We start from the raw sequence: 15307 nt of genomic DNA, 5'->3' as shown, positions 1-15307 counted from the left end.
CATCGCCGGAAGAATGTCCCGCACGCTACGATCGTGCCACTTCCGGTCGTCTCTCGACACCGATGGGCCGATTCATGGCATTCGAAGAGGCGAGGCAGCGCATTGAGCAACTGCTGGCCGAGTTCGAACGCACCGGAGAGCCGAGGACGCTGCGGCGTGCCGTCGAGGCCTACCGGGAGTCGGCTTCCTCCATCCCCGCGCCCGACCACCCCGCGTTCCTTCCCCATCAGTTCAACGCCAGCCGACTGCTGGACCGATTCTTCGATCTGACGGCGGACCCCGCATTCCTGCCCGATGCGGCGCGGACCGCCCGAAACGCGCTCGGCGCCGTCCACCCCGACCAGCCCGACCGCGAACGCATGCTGATCAAGCTCGGCGACACGCTCCAGACGGCGTACGAATGGGCGGGCGAGCTCTCGGACCTGCAACTGGCCGTCAATGCCTTCCGAGCGGCACGGTCCGGTTACCCGCCGGGCAGCCAGGGCGACGCCGCCTGCGCGAACAGGCTCTGCGTCGCACTGCGCCTGGTCTACGAGCGGATCGGTGATCTCGACGCCCTCCGGAATGCGGTCGAGCTGGGCCGGCATGCGGTCTCAAGCACGTCGATCGGCGGCCCGAGGTATGACGCGTTTCGGGCAAGCCTCGGCAATGCGCTGCGCGCCCAGTACGAGCGCAACGCCAACGGCGAGGTGCTGGACGAGGCGTTGGAGATCGCCCAGGACGTGGTCGCGGCCACCCCCGCCGGGAGCAGCAATCACCCGATAGCGCTGAACGTGCTGGCCGCCACGCTCAGGCTCGAGTACGACCGCACCGGCGAGCTCCCGGTCCTGCGGCAGGCCGTGGAGGCCGGCAGGGACGCGCTCAACGCTCTCCAGCCGCCGTTCCTGTACCGCGCGACGTACAAGATGAACCTCGCCAGCCACCTGCGGATGCTCGCCGACCGCGTCGACGACCGGGCGAGCGCGCACGAGGCAGTGCTGCTCGGACGCGAAGCGCTCGAGGAGTTCGCATCGGACGACCCGGAACGCCCCAGGGCGCTGTCCGTCCTGAGCCAGGCGCTCGTCGTCCGTGCCCGCCGCGACGGCGATGTAGAGATGCTGCTGGATGCGGTGCGACTGGCCGACGGCGCGCGCGACGCCACCTCCTACGACCACCCCGCGTACGTGGATCACCTGACCAGCCTGATCAACGCGCTCATGGAGCTGTACTACCGGACGAAGCAGCGCCAGTTCCTCGATCGTGCGCTGCACGCCGCGTCGAACGCGGCGGCATCTACACCGCCGGACCACCCCGACCGCGCGGCCGTCCTGACGAACCTCGGTCAGGTGCTGGAGGCCGCCACGCACGCGGGCGCCACGGGCTTGGACATGACACAGGCGGTGCGGTTCGCCAGGGACGCCGTCGAAGCCACCTCGCCGATGCATCCCCACCGCGCCGACCTGCTGTCGAACCTCGGTGACGTCCTCGCGCTCCAGGCCGAGCACACCGGCGACCAGGCCACGGCACGCGAGTGCGTCAACGTCTACGCCTCCGCCGTCCGCAGAACCGCCGCCTCGCCGATCTACCGCGTGCGCGCGGCACAGCGAGCGGCCAGGTCTGCCCTGCTGGCGGGGCACCGCAACCAGGCGCTGCGGCTGGCCGAGACCGCGGTCGAGCTGCTGCCGATGGTGATCGTGCGCGACGTAGCACGCGCCGACCGGGAGCATCGCCTCCAGACCGCGTTCGGTCTCGCCTCCACCGTCGCCGCGGCCGCGATCTCGGTCGGCCGGCCCGAACGCGCCGTCGAGCTGCTGGAGCAGACCAGGGGCCTGATCCTGGCCAGCACGCTCGAGACCCGAGGCGACCTGACCGAGCTGCGCACGCTCGCCCCCGATCTCGCCGAGCCGTTCGACAAGCTGCGCCGGGCCGTCAACGCCCTCGACCACGAGTCCGCAGTGCTCGGGGCCGTCCTCCCGACGGCGGAGCTCGGCGCCCGGCATCGAGAGCTCGCCGCCCGGCGCGAGCGGCTCAACCAGGAGTGGGACCGGCAGCTCGACCGCATACGCCAACGCGACGGCCTGGAGCGGTTCCTGCGCCCGAGGCTCATCGACGAGCTGGCCGAACAAGCCGAGCACGGCCCGATCGTGTACCTGACGACCCACGAGCAGCGGGGCCATGCGCTGATCGTGCGCGACGATCCCGGCAACCGCGTCGACGTGCTCGCCCTCCCCCCGGACGTGACCGCCTCCGCGGTCGCGGCCCAGGTAGCCGAGCTCGACGCGGCTCGGAGCACGGCGGCCGACCGGAGCCGGCCCGCCGAGGAGCGCCGTGCCGCGCAACGGCGCGTGCTCGGCGTCCTCGGCTGGATCTGGGACAACATCGGCGAACCGGTGCTGCTGCGCCTCGGCCACGCCGGTGCGACCCCGGAAGATGGGCGCTGGCCGAGGATCTGGTGGTGTCCGGTCGGGCTGTTGGCGCTCCTGCCCCTGCACGCCGCCGGCCGTCACCCGGCGGGGTCCGGCGCCGACTCGGTCATGGACCGGGTGATCAGCTCCTACACGCCGAGCATCCGGGCGCTGGCCCACGTGCGCGAGCGCCCGCCCTCGCCGTCCTCGCCCGCCGTCGTGGTCGCGGTTCCGGACGCGCCGGAGTGTCCTCCGCTCGACTCCGCTGTCCTCGAGGCGGACGCCATCGGCACGCTCATCCCGGACGCCACCGTTCTCGTCGGCACCGCAACCGACCGTGACTCCGTCATCACGGCGCTGCGCAACAACGGCATCGCCCACCTCGTCTGCCACGGTGTCGCCGACCGGCACGACCCCGCACGCAGCCGCCTGCTGCTCCACGACCACCTCACGCACCCGCTGACCGTGCACGACATCACGCGGCTGCACCTCGAGTCCGGAGAGCTGGCCTACCTGTCCGCGTGCGGCACCTCGGAGGGCAACCCGCTCCAGGTCGACGAGTCCACCCAGCTCACCGCGGCCTTCCAGCTCGCCGGGTACCGCAATGTGATCGGGACCCTGTGGCCGATCGGCGATCGCCCCGCCGCCGCCGTCGCGCGCCGCGTCTACGCCATCCTCACCGGCGACGGCCTGGCCCCGCCGGACCTGACCATGGTCGCCGAGGCCCTGCACCAGGCCACCCGGCAGCAGCGCAAGCAGGCCCGCGCGGTGCCGACGCGGTGGGCCGCCTACGTCCACTACGGCGCCTGAAGCACCTCACGCCGGAGGGGCGACCGGCGCCGAACGCGGCACCACGGTGACCGGCACCCCGTGCTTGGGCTGGTAGGTCATCGCGTAGCGGCCGGTCGCGTCCCGGTCGCCGGCCGGGGCCAGCTCGAACCGCTGCACCAGCATGACCAGCGCGAGCTGCGCGATGGTCAACGCCATCGGCTCGCCGATGCAGCGGCGCTGCCCGACCCCGAACGGGAAGTAGGCGCCCCGGTGCCGCTGGGCGACCTGGGCGGGGGCGAACCGGTCCGGGTCGAACCGGTCGGGGTCGGGCCAGTGGTCGGGGTCGCGGTGGGTGGCGTACGGGCAGATGATCAGCTGCGCGCCGGGCGGCACCGTCCGGTCGCCGAGCCGGTCCTCCTCCAGCGCGGACCGGAAGTACATCGGGAACGCCGGGAACAGCCGCAGCCCCTCGGAGAGGACCTTGCCCGCGTAGGGCAGCGCGGGCAGGTCCTCCACCGTGGGGACCCGCCCGCCCAGCGCACCGTCGATCTCCGAGGTCAGCCGCGCGGCGACCTCGGGGTGGCCGATCAGCAGGTGGCAGGTCCAGGCCAGGCTGGTCGCGGTGGACTCGTAGCCGGCCATGAACATGGTGAAGATCTCGTCGCGCAGCTGCCGGTCGCTCATCGGCTCGCCGCTGTCCGGGTCGCGGGCGGTGAGCAGCGAGTCCAGCAGCTCGCCGCCCGACTTGTCGTCGCGATGCTCGCTGATCAACCGGTAGATCTCGGTGCCCAGCGCCTCCACCGCCCGCCGGTACCTGGCACGGCCGGGCACCGGCACCCAGCCCGGCAGGAAGAACGCCGGGAGCTGCCCCGCCATGCCGGCGAACACCGTGTCGGCCAGCTCCACCAGCGTCCTGGCCTGCCCCTCGGGCAGGTCCGAGGAGAACAGCACCCGCAGGATCACCGCGATGTCCAGGTGCAGGAACTCGGCCAGCAGGTCGACGGTGCCGGACCAGCCGTCCAGCCGGCGGGCCCAGATGTCCGTCGTCACCTCCCCGGTCAGCCGCAGCCCGTGCTGCTGGAAGGCGGGCTGCATGAGCCGGCGCTGGCGCTTCCACAGCGCGCCCTCCGCGGTGAACAGCCCCTCCCCCAGCGCGACCCGGATCCCGTTCATGATCCGGCCCTTGCTGTAGTTGCCGGCCTTCGTGACCAGGACCTGACGCACGTACTCCGGGTTCGACACGATGTAGACGGCTGTCGGCCCGACCGGAACCCTGGCGAACCCGCCGTTGGCCAGCGCCGCCCCGGCACACACCCCGACCGGATCCCTCGCCAACCACGGCAGCGCCCCCACCAGCGGCGCGCTCCGGAACCCCGTGACCTCGCGACCCACTGGCATGGCCCACCCCATCCCGTCGACTGACCATCGTGGCACGCTCCGCCCGGCCCGTTGGTCAAGACCGGGTATCGGTGCGCGCGTTGGTGGAACGAGCCACGGCGGGCAAGGAAGCGGCCCTCGGCAGGGCGCAGGCCGCCAGCGTGCCCACGGCGGACAGCGCGGCCGCGGCGGCGATGGCGTAGGGGTAGCCCGCCCCGAAATCCGACGGCGAGTCGTAGCTGCCGGCGGCGGCGAACACGGCGGCCGGGACCGCCACCCCGAACGCCCCGCCGAGCTGGCGCATGGTGGTGTATGCGCCGGACGCGGTGCCGATGTCTCCGGGCGCGACCGAGCCGACCACGGACTTGGTGACCGCCGGCATGCCCAGCGCCAGCCCGGCGCCACTCACCAGCATCGGCGCCACCATCACCGGGTAGCCGGCGCCCGGGCTGGCGACCAGCGCGAGCCAGGCCATGCCCAGCAGCTGCAACCCCAGCCCGGCGATGACCAGCGGCCGGGTGCCGAACCTGTCCGCCAGCGCGCCGGCCTTCATGGCCAGCAGGAACGGCGTGAGCCCCCACGGCAGCAGCCCCAGCCCGGCACCGAGCGCGCCGTACCCGAGGGTGACCTGCTCGAACTGGGCGGTGAAGAAGATCGCCCCGGCCATCGAGCCGTTCAGGCAGAACACCGCGAGGTTGCCGGCGGAGAAGGCCCGCGAGCCGAACAGCCGCATCGGCAGCATCGGCGCCGCCGCGCGCCGCTCCCAGGCCACGAACCCCGCCGCCAGCACCGCCCCGCCGACCAGCGTGCCGGCCACCTCCGGGCTGAGCCACCCGGCCGCGTTGCCGCGCACCAGCCCCCACACCAGCCCCAGCGACGCCGCGCTGACCAGCGCCAGGCCACCGAGGTCGAGCCGCGCCCGTGGCCCGAAGGTCTCCCGCAGCCGCGCGTACCCCAGGCCGATCACCACCGCCGCGACCGGCACGTTGAGCCAGAAGATCCACCGCCAGTCCAGCCCCTGGGTGACCGCGCCGCCCACCACCGGCCCCAGCACCGCGCCCAGCCCGGTGACGCTGCCGTACACGCCCAGCGCCCAACCCCGCCGCTCGGGCGGGAAGGCGGCGTTGAGCTGCGACAGCGCCAGCGGCATGATCGTCGCCGCGCCGGCGCCCTGCACCGCGCGCGCCGCGATCAACGCGCCCGTGCCCGGCGCCACCGCGCACGCCGCCGAGGCCAGCGCGAACAGCGCCAGCCCGGCCGCGAACACCCGCCGGCGCCCCAGCCGGTCCCCGATCACCGTCGCGGTCATCAGCAGCACCGCGAAGCTCAGGGTGTAGGAGTTGACCGTCCACTCCAGCTCGGCCAGCGAGGCGCCGAGGCCGGCCTGGATCGCGCTCAGCGCGGTGGACACCACCAGCAGGTCGAGCACCACCATGAACGACGCCACCGAGACCAGGGCCAGCACCCATCCGCGCGCCCGGTCCGGTTCGAGGTGTCCTTCCACCTGTCCCTCCAAGGTTGTCGTGACGTTCAGCCGTGCCGACACCGACAACCGCGGAAACTGGGCGCGCCCAGTTTCGGGCGCGGACGGGGTCAACACGGTGAGGGACCCGCGCGGAGAGGACGAGCACGTGGTGAACGAGACGACGCCGCGGCGAGCCGAGCATCCCGGTCGACCGGCGTTCATGAGACAGCCGGTAACACCTCCGGCCTCCGTACCGACGTAGTAACTGGACTACTCTGTCGGAGTAGTCACGGCACTGGGAGAACCTCGGGAGGCGGCGTGCACGGGTTCGGCGAGCTGGAGGGCGTGGTCATGGACCAACTCTGGGCGCTGGGAGGCGCGGCCACCGTGCGCGAGGTGCTGGAACGCATGCAGCTCGATCGCGTGATCGCCTACACCACCGTGCTGTCCACCATGGACAACCTGTACCGCAAGGGCCACCTCACCCGGGCTCGAGAAGGCAAGGCGCACCGCTACCGGACGGTGCTCAGCCGCGCCGAGCACACGGCCGGCCTGATGCGCCAGGCGATGAGCACGGACGCCGACTCCGAGGCGGTGCTCACCCACTTCGTCGGCGAGATGAGCAGCGAGGACCGGACCCGCCTGCAGGAGGTCCTCGCCCGGCACGGCCAGGAGGCGAGTCGATGATCCTTGCGGCCATCCTGCTGGCCTACAGCGTGGTCGTGCTCGCGCTGGGGCCCGCGCTGCTGCGCCGGGTGACCCGGGTGGGGGCGGCGCCCCGGCTGGAGCTGGCCGCCTGGCTGGCGGCGATCGGCAGCGTGCTGGCCTCCTGGGCGCTGACGGTGGCGCTGCTGGGCAACGAGTTCCGGCACCACGTCGACAAGCTGTTCACCAACCCGGTCGCCGCGGTGGGCACGACCCTGGCCGAGAAGCCGACGGGATGGGCCCAGCTCGGGCTCGCCGCCGGGCTGCTGGCGGTCAGCGGCTGGCTGGCCCTCGCGACCGGCCGGCTGGCCATGGCGCTGCACCGGGCCCGGGTGGACACCCGCCGGCACGCCGAGGCCGCCTGGCTCAGCGCCGGGGCGGTCCCGCGCGGCCCCGGCGGCTCGCTGGTGGTGGACGCCGAGCAGCGCGGGGTGTACTGCCTGCCGGGTCGCCCGCACACCATCGTGATCACCCGGGGCGCGCTGGCCGCCCTGGACGAGGAGCAGCTGGCCGCCGTGCTCGCCCACGAGCGCGCGCACCTGTCCGGCCGGCACCACCTGCTGCTGGCCGTCACCGGCGCGCTGGCCAAGGTCCTCCCCCAGGGCCGGCTGTTCACCGAGGGCGCCACCCAGGTCGCCCGGCTCACCGAGCTGTGCGCGGACGACAGCGCCGCCCGCCGGCACGGGGCGCACACCGTGATCGGCGCCCTGCTCGCGCTCGCCGCCTACCCGGCGACGACGCCCGCGCCCTCCCCGGTGCTCGGCGCCGCCGGCTCCTGCGTCGCGGACCGGGTGGAACGGCTGCTCGAGCCGCCCAGCCCGGCGCGCAGCCGGATGTCGCGCGGGATGACGCTGGGCACGCTGCTGCTGGGCCCGCTCGGGGTGGCGGCGCTGCTGCTGGTGGGCACCTCGGTCTGCCTCACGGCCCTGCTCTGACGCCACGTCGGGCAGCTCAGGACAGCGGCTTGCGGGCGGCCAGCCGCTCCACGACGCCGGCGGCGAACCTGTCGTGCTTCTCCACGCCCATCCCGGCGGCCGTGACCAGCTCCAGCGGGCGGCGCCGGAAGTGCTCGCCGCCCCACGGCACGGTGACCAGCTCCAGCGCCCACTGCATCGCGCGCACCGCCCACCGGGTGCTGGCCACGTGGTCGGCCAACAGCAGCAGCCCGCCGGGGCGCAGCACGCGCGCCATCTCGGTGACCGCCCGCCGGTGGTCGGGGATGGCGCACAGCGAGAACGTGCAGACCACGGTGTCGAACGACTCGTCGGGGAAGGCCAGCGACTCGGCGTTGCCGATGCGCAGCATCACCGGACGGTCCAGCGCGGCGGAGCGCCGGCGAGCGAGGGCCAGCATGGCCGGGCTGAACTCGATGCCGGTCAGGTTCACGTCGCGGGGGTAGTGCACCAGGTTCAGCCCGGTGCCGACGGCCACCTCGAGCGTGCGGCCGCCGGCCTGCGCACAGATCCACTCCCGGGTGTCGCGGAACAGCCGGCGGTCGAGGAACCCCATCTGCCGGTCGTAATCGCGTGCGTGCCGATCCCAGAACCGCTGCCAGCGTGCCTGGCGCACCGCGCTCGTCGCCATCGGCCTGCCTCGCCTCCACCCAGATCTACTATCTCCGTACCGAGACAGTAGCAGTCGGTGTCCACGCTCAGCGGCGAAATAACGCGATCGGTATCACGCAGGCCGCCGCCCCCGCTCCGACCAGGGCGAGCAGCGGGTAGCCACCGGCGCCCATCAGCGGGCCGGCGAGGATCCCGGCCGCCGCGGCGGCACCGCCCATGCCTACCTCGCCCCACCCCTCCCGGCGCGGCCGCCGCGCCGGCGCGAGGCCCTCGGTGAGCAGCGTGGAGCCGGCGATCAGCGCCAGGTTCCAGCCCACGCCGAGCAGCGTCATCGCCACCGCCAGCAGCCACGCCGAATGCGCGCCGACCGCGGCCAGCACCGAGGAGGCCGTCAGCACCGCCCCGGCACCGGCCGACGCCACGGTCGGGCCGACCCGTCCGGTCAGCCATCCGCTCACCGGGGACGGGGCGAACATCCCGGCGATGTGCAGCCCGATGACCAGCCCGACGATCGACAGCCCGCTGCCGGCGTGCCGCATGTGCACCGGGGCCATCGTCATCACCCCGACCATCACCAGGTTCGCGATCGCGAGCACCACCAGCCCGACGGCCGACCGCCCGCCGAACCCGGCCGGCACCGGGCGAGACGCCGAGGCCGCAGCCCGGGCCGGCAACAGCGCGTCGGGCAGCCCGAGCAGCAGCGTGCCGACGGCGGCCGCGAAGCCGACCGCCGCGAACAGGTACGGCCCGCTCAGCGCCGGAAGCCCCACCCCGGCCGCCGCGCCGCTGGACCAGGCCAGCAGGTTCGGCCCGGCCGCCGCGCCGATGGTGGTCGCGGTCAGCACCGAGGCCATCGCGCGCGCCCGTTGCGGCGCGAGGTCGGCGGCGGCGTAGCGGGACAGCATGACCGTGGCGTTGCCGGCGCCCAGCAACAGGCTCCCGAGCAGGATCACCGACAGCCGCCCGAGCACCGCGCCGAGCGCGACGGCCGTGCACCCGGCGATCGCCACCAGCGCGCCGGTGCTCAGCGCGGCCCGGCGCCCCCGCCGGCCGGCCAGCCGGGACAGCAGCACCGACGCGCCGGCCGCCCCGGCCACCACCGCGGTCTGCGGCCACCCGGCCACCTGGTCCGACCCGCCGACCTGCGCGGCCAGCAGCGCCGACGCCGAGGAGGACAGCGACTGCGCGAACCCGCTCAGCACGCTGGTCGCCTGCAGCACCCTGGTCGCCCGCGACCGCCGGCGGGCGGCTCCCTCCGGCGGTGCCTGGACTGTCGGGGCGGCCTCGGTGCTGGTCATGCCGAAAACGTTACGAAGCCGCCAGCCATCTGCGAAGGTGCAACGACACCGTCTGTGCGGGACGGCGCATTACGAATGCGAGGGATTCGCGGGCGATGACATTACGAGCATTCGAACCCGACCAGACCGACTGGCGGCTGCTGGCGGAGCTGCAGGCCGACGGCCGGCTCTCGTTCAACGAACTGGCCCGCCGCGTGCACCTCTCCGCGCCCTCGGTGGCCGAGCGAGTGCGCCGGCTGGAGCAGGCCGGCATCATCACCGGCTACGCGGCGCGGGTGGACGCCGCCCGCGCCGGCCAGCCCGTGCTGGTCTACATCCAGCTGCGCTGCATGCTCAACAAGTGCCTGCTGCGCACCACCCGGGCCGAGGACTACCCGGAGATCGTCGAGGTGCACAAGCTCAGCGGCGAGTACTGCACGATGCTCAAGGCCAGGGCCACCTCGCTGGCCCACCTGGAGGGGTTCGTGGAGCGGCTGGGCCTGCTCGGCGAGATGCGCACCCACATCGTGCTCTCCACCGCCTACCAGGACCGCCCGGTCACCGAGCCGAGCCCGGACCGCCCGGTCACGCCGTCACAGGGCTGGACCCGGACTTGACCTTGACGTCGGTGTCAGCGTTTACCGTGGCGCCATGGCGAAAGCGGCGGTCATTGTCGGCATCGGACCGGGGCTGGGCACGGCCGTGGCCCGGCGATTCGCCCGGGAGGGCTTCTCGCTGGCGGTGATCGCCCGAGGCCGGCGGACCGTCGAGGCGGCCGCCGGCGTGCCGGTCCTTTCGCTGACCGCGGACGCCACCGACGAGCCGGCCCTGCACGCCGCGCTGGACACCGCCGTGGACCGCTTCGGCGTCCCCGACGTGGTGGTCTACAACGCCGCGATCATCCAGGCCGACGCCCCGGGCGAGCTGTCCGCGCACGGGCACCTGGACGCCTGGGCGGTCAACGTGGTCGGCGCGGTGAGCACGGCGGCCCGGCTGCTGCCGGCGATGGCCGAGCGCGGGTCCGGCACCTTCCTGATCACCGGCGGGATGCCGGAGCCGAAGCCGGACTACCTGAGCCTCTCGCTCGGCAAGGCGGGGGTCCGCGCGCTCGCCTCCGCGCTGGACACGCGGTACCGGCCGGACGGTGTGCACGTCGGCTCGGTCACCGTGCACGGCCCGATCGCGCCCGGGACCGCCTTCGACCCGGACGACATCGCCGAGCACTACTGGCGGCTGCACACCGAGGAGCCCGGGTCCTGGCGCCTGGAGGCCCACCACACGGGTCAGTGGTCTCCGTCGTCGTCGCTGTCGTCACCGGGGTCGCGGTAGCTGCCCCTGTCCTCCGGCTGGGCGGGGATGTTGCACTTCTGGTTGGCGTAGATCGGGCCGGCCATCACCGGCAGGTTGTCCGGCGGGTTCGCCTCGGCCGCGACCTTGCCGGTGAAGCTGTTCTCGCAGTCGTCGGTGGCCGCCTTGGTGCCGTCCCGGCCTTCGATCCACATGTCCAGGTGGGTGTCGGTGCCGGAGGGCGCCTTGGCCGCGCCGGAGTCCTCGACGATCACGTAGCGCCGCACGGTCGGCAGGTAGAACTTCGTGCCCGGCTTCCACTCCATGTCGCCCTTGTGGCCGGGTACCGCCACCGTGATCGGGTCGGCGAACGTGCCCTGCCCGGCCGCCTGCTGGTGCAGCACCGGCTCGCCGACCTTCGACGACCCCGGCGGCGTGTTGTCCTGCCAGGAGTAGCCGGTCAGCCAGATGGTCAGCTGCTTCGACCCGGCCGGTTGCGCGCCCGGCTCCGGTCGTGACTCCGGTTGGGCCTGCCGGGAGCAGCCGACCAGCCCGACCGCCGCCACCATGGCCGCCACCGCGACCACCCTCGTCCGCACCGAAGCCAGCACCAGGTCACCCCCTGTCGAACACCTACCCGACCACGTTGCGCCCGGAACGATGACGTGGCCTGTGCGTCAGGTGAGAGTCGGATGTGAACGTCCCGCGACACCGGCAGCCGGGGGCAGGGGCATCCCCCGCACGGCGGGTGAACGTGCCGCCGGGCAGCCGCTTGCGAACGGCCGGTTTGCCGCGACGCTGGGACGTGGAGGAAATCGGACGACAGCGGAGGGGGGCCGCCGACCCGGATGGCCACAGGCAGTAGCACGCTGGTCAGCGTCGACAGCGACGGTGGGTTGGTGCTGCGGGCACTGGCCGGCGAGCGCGCCGGCTTCGCCATGCTCTACGACCGGTTCGCCGCCCGGATCTACGACCTGCACCTGACGCTGCTGCGCGACCAGCGGCTCGCCGCCGAGGCCACCTACCGGACGTTCCAGCGGGCCATCGCCGACCTGAACCGCCTCGGCAACCCGGCGGAGCTTCGCCGCTGGATCTACCGGCGCGCCTACCGCCAGTCCGGCGGCCGCACGCGGCGTTCCGGGATCCCGCCGGCGCCGGTCCCCACCCTCGGCGAGCGGGATCGGGCGCTGTTGGTGCTGCGGTTCCGGCATCGGCTGGAGCCGTCGGAGATCGGGTTCATCCTGGGCGTGTCCGCCCGGCGGGTCCGGCGGCGGGAGAAGCGGCTGCCGGCCAGGCTCGGCCACGCGTTGCACGAGGTGCTGGCCGCGCCCTCGGAGCCGGTGACCACCGAGGACGGCTGGCCGGACGAGGACGAGCCCGTCGGCGCCACCGAACCGGCGCCGGTGGCCTTCCCGCCGCCGGAGCTGCGGTTACGGGTGCTCACCGAGACCGCCCTGTTCACCGCCCACCAGGGGGTGCCCCGGCCTCGGACTCCCGCCGCGTGGACGGCCACCGCGCTGGCGGTGATGTTGGTGGTCACGGGCACGGCGTTGTTCGTCCAGCGCGACCTGGAACGCAAGCCGATCGTCGCGGCCACCTTCGGGCCGTCCTCCGAGCTCGCGCTGTCCACCACGGTGCTCGACCTGGGCGCCACCGGATCCACGGCCACCGTCACGCTGTCCAACAACGGGCCGGAGCAGCTGGCCTGGCGCTCCACCTCGGCCGACCCCTGGCTGACCGCCGCCCCGAAGGCCGGCACCCTGGGCGGCGGCCAACAACAGCAGGTCACCGTGACCATCAACCGCGCGGCGCTGCGGGTGGGCGATGCGCGCTCCCAGTTGACAGTCAGCTCCGCCGACGGCCAGGGCCAGGGCGTGGTCTCGGTGGCGGCCAGGGAGCAGCGCCCGCCGGCGATCACGAACGCCCGCGCGAGCAGCAACCGGATCGGCGGGTTCGGCTGCCCGACCGTGGCCCAGATCAGCGCGACGGTGCGCGACGAGTCACCGCCGCTGCGGGTGCTGCTGGTCGGCCCGGGCCAGCAGTCCCAGGTCATGCAGGTGAACGGCGACACCTACACCGGCCGGCTCGGGTCCGGCACCGGCGCCAACATCTCCTGGCGGATCGTGGCCACCAACTCCAGGGGCGAGACCGCCACCACCCCCGCCCGGGTCATCAGCCGAGCCGACTGCGCCGCCCGCCCCACGCCCGTGCGGCCGCCACCCAGCGCCGCCGCGACGCCGGCGCCCACGCCGTCCCAGGAGCCCAGCACCGAGCCGACCCCTGGGCAGGCGTCCGATCGGGCACCCGAGCCCGCCCCGGACCCCACCGACAACGCCGAGCCCGAACCGAACGGCGCCACCGTCCCACCGGGCGAGGGCTAGCAACGCCCCCGACCGACGTTTCCGCTGGTCAGATGCCGTGAGTGGTTAGCGGTGCTATGGCACCCCTAACCACTCACGGGTCATGACCAGCGGAAACTCCGTCCGATCCTGGTTGTCGTCGCCCTGGTTGCGGTTGCCGACGTCGTTAAATCACCAGAACTTGTCGGGGGTCCGATTTATGCTGGTCGCGTGGCAGTTGCGGTGTGGGCGGTGCTGTGTATCACCGCCATCAAGGCTGACCACCCGATCCTGGGCACCATCTGCCTGCTGCTCCTGGTCGGGTGCGGTATCCGCATGTCCCCGTCCGGTATCACCCCGCCGACCGGGACGCGGGCCGGTGCTCCGCCGTCGAGCGGCGGGTCCAAGATCTAGATCGTGGCGCGGACGGCGCCCACCGGTTCGCCGTGCCCGAGCACGGGCGCGGTGGCCAGCTCGCCGAGCGACTCGGCCGGTACCCCCAGGCGGGCCAGCGCGGCCGCCGCGACCACCGGCCGGGCCCGCCCGGAGCCGTCCGCGATCTTGAGGGCGACCGCCGCCCCGGACGGCAGCCCGACCGCGTAGACGCCCTCGGCGCCGTCCTTCGCGACAGCGCCGGGGACCGCGCGCATCAGCGACGTCACGTCGCGACCGGTGCCGCCGACCCACTCCGGGTGCGCGCGCATCGCGGACGCCACCCGCCCCTCGGCGCCGTCCCCCGCCGAGGCCGCCAGCCGTCCGAACGCGCGCGCCAGGCCGGTCAGGGTCAGCGCGAACAGCGGCGCGCCGCAGCCGTCCACGCCCACCGCGGCGACCCGCTCGGCGGCGAGGTCCTCCACGGTGTCGCGGATCGCGCGCTGCAGCGGGTGCTCCGGGCGCAGGTAGGTCTCGACGGGCCAGCCGTTGCGCACGCAGGTGGCGATCATCGCGGCGTGCTTGCCCGAGCAGTTCATGTACAGCGGGGTCGCCGCCCCGCCGCGTGCCAGGTACCCGTGCAGCGCCCGCTCGCCGATCGGGAGGCCCTCGGTGCACCGCAGGTCCTCCTCGGTGCGGCCGGCGCCGGCCAGGATCCGCCGCACCCCGTCGATGTGGAACGGCTCGCCCGAGTGGCTCGCGCACGCCAGCGCCAGCAGCTCGCCGTCCAGGTCCAGGCCGGCGCGCACCATCGCCGTTGCCTGCAGCGGCTTGTTCGACGAACGCGGGAACATCGCCGCGTCCGGCTGCCCGACCGCGAACGCCACGCCGCCGGCGCCGTCCAGCGCCACCACCGACCCGTGGTGCACCGACTCCAGGAACTCGCTGCGCCACACCTCGGCCACCAGTTCGTGCATCCCGCTCCCTCGACATTCCCGCTCGGGGTTGACAACGGCCAGCCGGCCGGCGAACACTGCTGCTGTCGACAGCCAACTGTCAACAGTCTGACACTATCCCTGGTCGGAGAGTCGCGTGCCACTCGAGTCGTTGCAGCGCCAGAGCCTGGGCGTCCAGGCCGTGGACACGCTACGCGAGCTGGTCCTGACCGGGGAGATCGCGCCCGGCGAGCGGGTCAACGAGGTCGAGTTCGCGCGCGGGCTGGGCATCAGCCGGGGCCCGGTCCGGGAGGCGATCCGGCAGCTCACCAGCGAGGGCCTGCTGGTCTACTCGGCGCATCGGGGCACCTACGTGCGCCACGCCGACCGGGCCGAGGTGCGCGCGCTGTTCGAGCTGCGCTCGGCGCTGGAGTGCGCGGCCGCCCGGATGGCCGCCACCCGCCGCACCGACGCCGACCTGGCCAGGATGCGCGACGTCAACGCCGCCTCCCGGCAGAGCTTCGAGGCCGGCCGCCGCTTCCCCTACCGGCTGGACCTGGCCTTCCACCAGGCGCTGCTGGAGTCCGCGGCCAGCCCACTGATCGCCGAGCAGGTCCGCCTGGCCCAGCAACAGGTCGTCCTGCTGCGCAGCAGGGACACCGTCGCGCCCGCGCACACCCACGCCTCGATGGACGACCACGACCGGCTGATCGAGGCGATCGCGGCCCGCGACGAGACGCTGGCCGCCGTGATCATGCAGGAGCACCTGGACCGGGTGCTCGCCCAGATGCTGGCCGCGATGCCCCCCGACGCGGAACGGATGGAGTAGC

At 73.7% G+C, this 15307-nt stretch carries 14 protein-coding genes; 8 read left to right on the top strand and 6 right to left on the bottom strand.

All coding sequences use genetic code 11. The features are described from left to right. Positions 1-74: 74 nt before the first annotated feature. Positions 75-3194, top strand: coding sequence for a CHAT domain-containing protein (locus N912_RS0115465; protein ID WP_156993591.1), 3120 nt, complete (start codon positions 75-77; stop codon positions 3192-3194). Between the two features lie 6 nt (positions 3195-3200). Here N912_RS0115465 and N912_RS0115460 read toward each other — a convergent pair whose 3' ends face one another. Both N912_RS0115460 and N912_RS52115 read right to left on the bottom strand, forming a co-directional pair. Further along, positions 3201-4553 carry a cytochrome P450 gene (locus tag N912_RS0115460; protein ID WP_169747881.1) on the bottom strand — a complete coding sequence of 451 codons (1353 nt, stop codon included), beginning with the start codon at positions 4551-4553 and terminating at the stop codon, positions 3201-3203. Between the two features lie 55 nt (positions 4554-4608). Continuing rightward, positions 4609-6036, bottom strand: coding sequence for a DHA2 family efflux MFS transporter permease subunit (locus tag N912_RS52115; RefSeq protein WP_245645286.1), 1428 nt, complete (start codon positions 6034-6036; stop codon positions 4609-4611). Positions 6037-6315: 279 nt separating this feature from the next. Here N912_RS52115 and N912_RS0115450 point away from each other — a divergent pair, with 279 nt between their 5' ends. Beyond that, positions 6316-6684: a BlaI/MecI/CopY family transcriptional regulator gene (locus N912_RS0115450; protein WP_028923142.1), complete on the top strand. Its 369-nt coding sequence runs from the start codon at positions 6316-6318 to the stop codon at positions 6682-6684. Further along, positions 6681-7637 carry a M56 family metallopeptidase gene (locus N912_RS0115445; protein ID WP_028923141.1) on the top strand — a complete coding sequence of 319 codons (957 nt, stop codon included), beginning with the start codon at positions 6681-6683 and terminating at the stop codon, positions 7635-7637. Before N912_RS0115450 ends, N912_RS0115445 begins: the two co-directional genes overlap by 4 nt. Positions 7638-7653: 16 nt before the next feature. On the opposite strand, the gene N912_RS0115440 is transcribed toward N912_RS0115445, so the two are convergent. Next, positions 7654-8286, bottom strand: coding sequence for a class I SAM-dependent methyltransferase (locus N912_RS0115440; protein WP_028923140.1), 633 nt, complete (start codon positions 8284-8286; stop codon positions 7654-7656). A 67-nt stretch (positions 8287-8353) separates the two neighbouring features. Beyond that, on the bottom strand, positions 8354-9565 hold the full coding sequence (locus tag N912_RS0115435) for an MFS transporter (protein ID WP_028923139.1): 1212 nt from the start codon (positions 9563-9565) through the stop codon (positions 8354-8356). Positions 9566-9660: 95 nt separating this feature from the next. Between N912_RS0115435 and N912_RS0115430 the strand changes: the two genes are divergently transcribed. Together N912_RS0115430 and N912_RS0115425 are read left to right on the top strand one after the other, a co-directional pair. Next, on the top strand, positions 9661-10161 hold the full coding sequence (locus tag N912_RS0115430) for an Lrp/AsnC family transcriptional regulator (protein WP_028923138.1): 501 nt from the start codon (positions 9661-9663) through the stop codon (positions 10159-10161). A gap of 34 nt (positions 10162-10195) precedes the next feature. Further along, the gene (locus tag N912_RS0115425) at positions 10196-10873 is read left to right on the top strand and encodes an SDR family NAD(P)-dependent oxidoreductase (RefSeq protein WP_028923137.1); all 678 of its coding nucleotides are present in this window, start codon (positions 10196-10198) and stop codon (positions 10871-10873) included. On the opposite strand, the gene N912_RS60350 is transcribed toward N912_RS0115425, so the two are convergent. Further along, positions 10828-11442, bottom strand: coding sequence for a hypothetical protein (locus tag N912_RS60350; protein ID WP_051580206.1), 615 nt, complete (start codon positions 11440-11442; stop codon positions 10828-10830). The genes N912_RS0115425 and N912_RS60350 overlap by 46 nt on opposite strands. Before the next feature lie 237 nt (positions 11443-11679). Between N912_RS60350 and N912_RS0115415 the strand changes: the two genes are divergently transcribed. Further along, positions 11680-13212, top strand: coding sequence for a BACON domain-containing protein (locus tag N912_RS0115415; RefSeq protein WP_028923136.1), 1533 nt, complete (start codon positions 11680-11682; stop codon positions 13210-13212). Positions 13213-13401: 189 nt separating this feature from the next. After that, complete coding sequence (locus N912_RS63540; RefSeq protein ID WP_156993587.1) at positions 13402-13584, top strand: hypothetical protein; 183 nt, start codon at positions 13402-13404, stop codon at positions 13582-13584. Here N912_RS63540 and N912_RS0115405 read toward each other — a convergent pair. After that, positions 13581-14519 carry an asparaginase gene (locus tag N912_RS0115405; protein WP_028923135.1) on the bottom strand — a complete coding sequence of 313 codons (939 nt, stop codon included), beginning with the start codon at positions 14517-14519 and terminating at the stop codon, positions 13581-13583. The two genes, N912_RS63540 and N912_RS0115405, sit on opposite strands and share 4 nt — an antisense overlap. A 115-nt stretch (positions 14520-14634) precedes the next feature. Here N912_RS0115405 and N912_RS0115400 point away from each other — a divergent pair, with 115 nt between their 5' ends. After that, positions 14635-15306, top strand: a complete 672-nt coding sequence (locus N912_RS0115400; RefSeq protein WP_051580205.1) for a GntR family transcriptional regulator — start codon at positions 14635-14637, stop codon at positions 15304-15306. Position 15307: the final 1 nt, after the last annotated feature.

The organism is Actinospineispora acaciae DSM 45401, from assembly GCF_000620785.1.
Lineage (GTDB): Bacteria > Actinomycetota > Actinomycetes > Mycobacteriales > Pseudonocardiaceae > Pseudonocardia > Pseudonocardia acaciae.
Note: the sequence above shows the minus strand (reverse complement) of the source record. Positions and strands in the feature narration are given on the sequence as shown.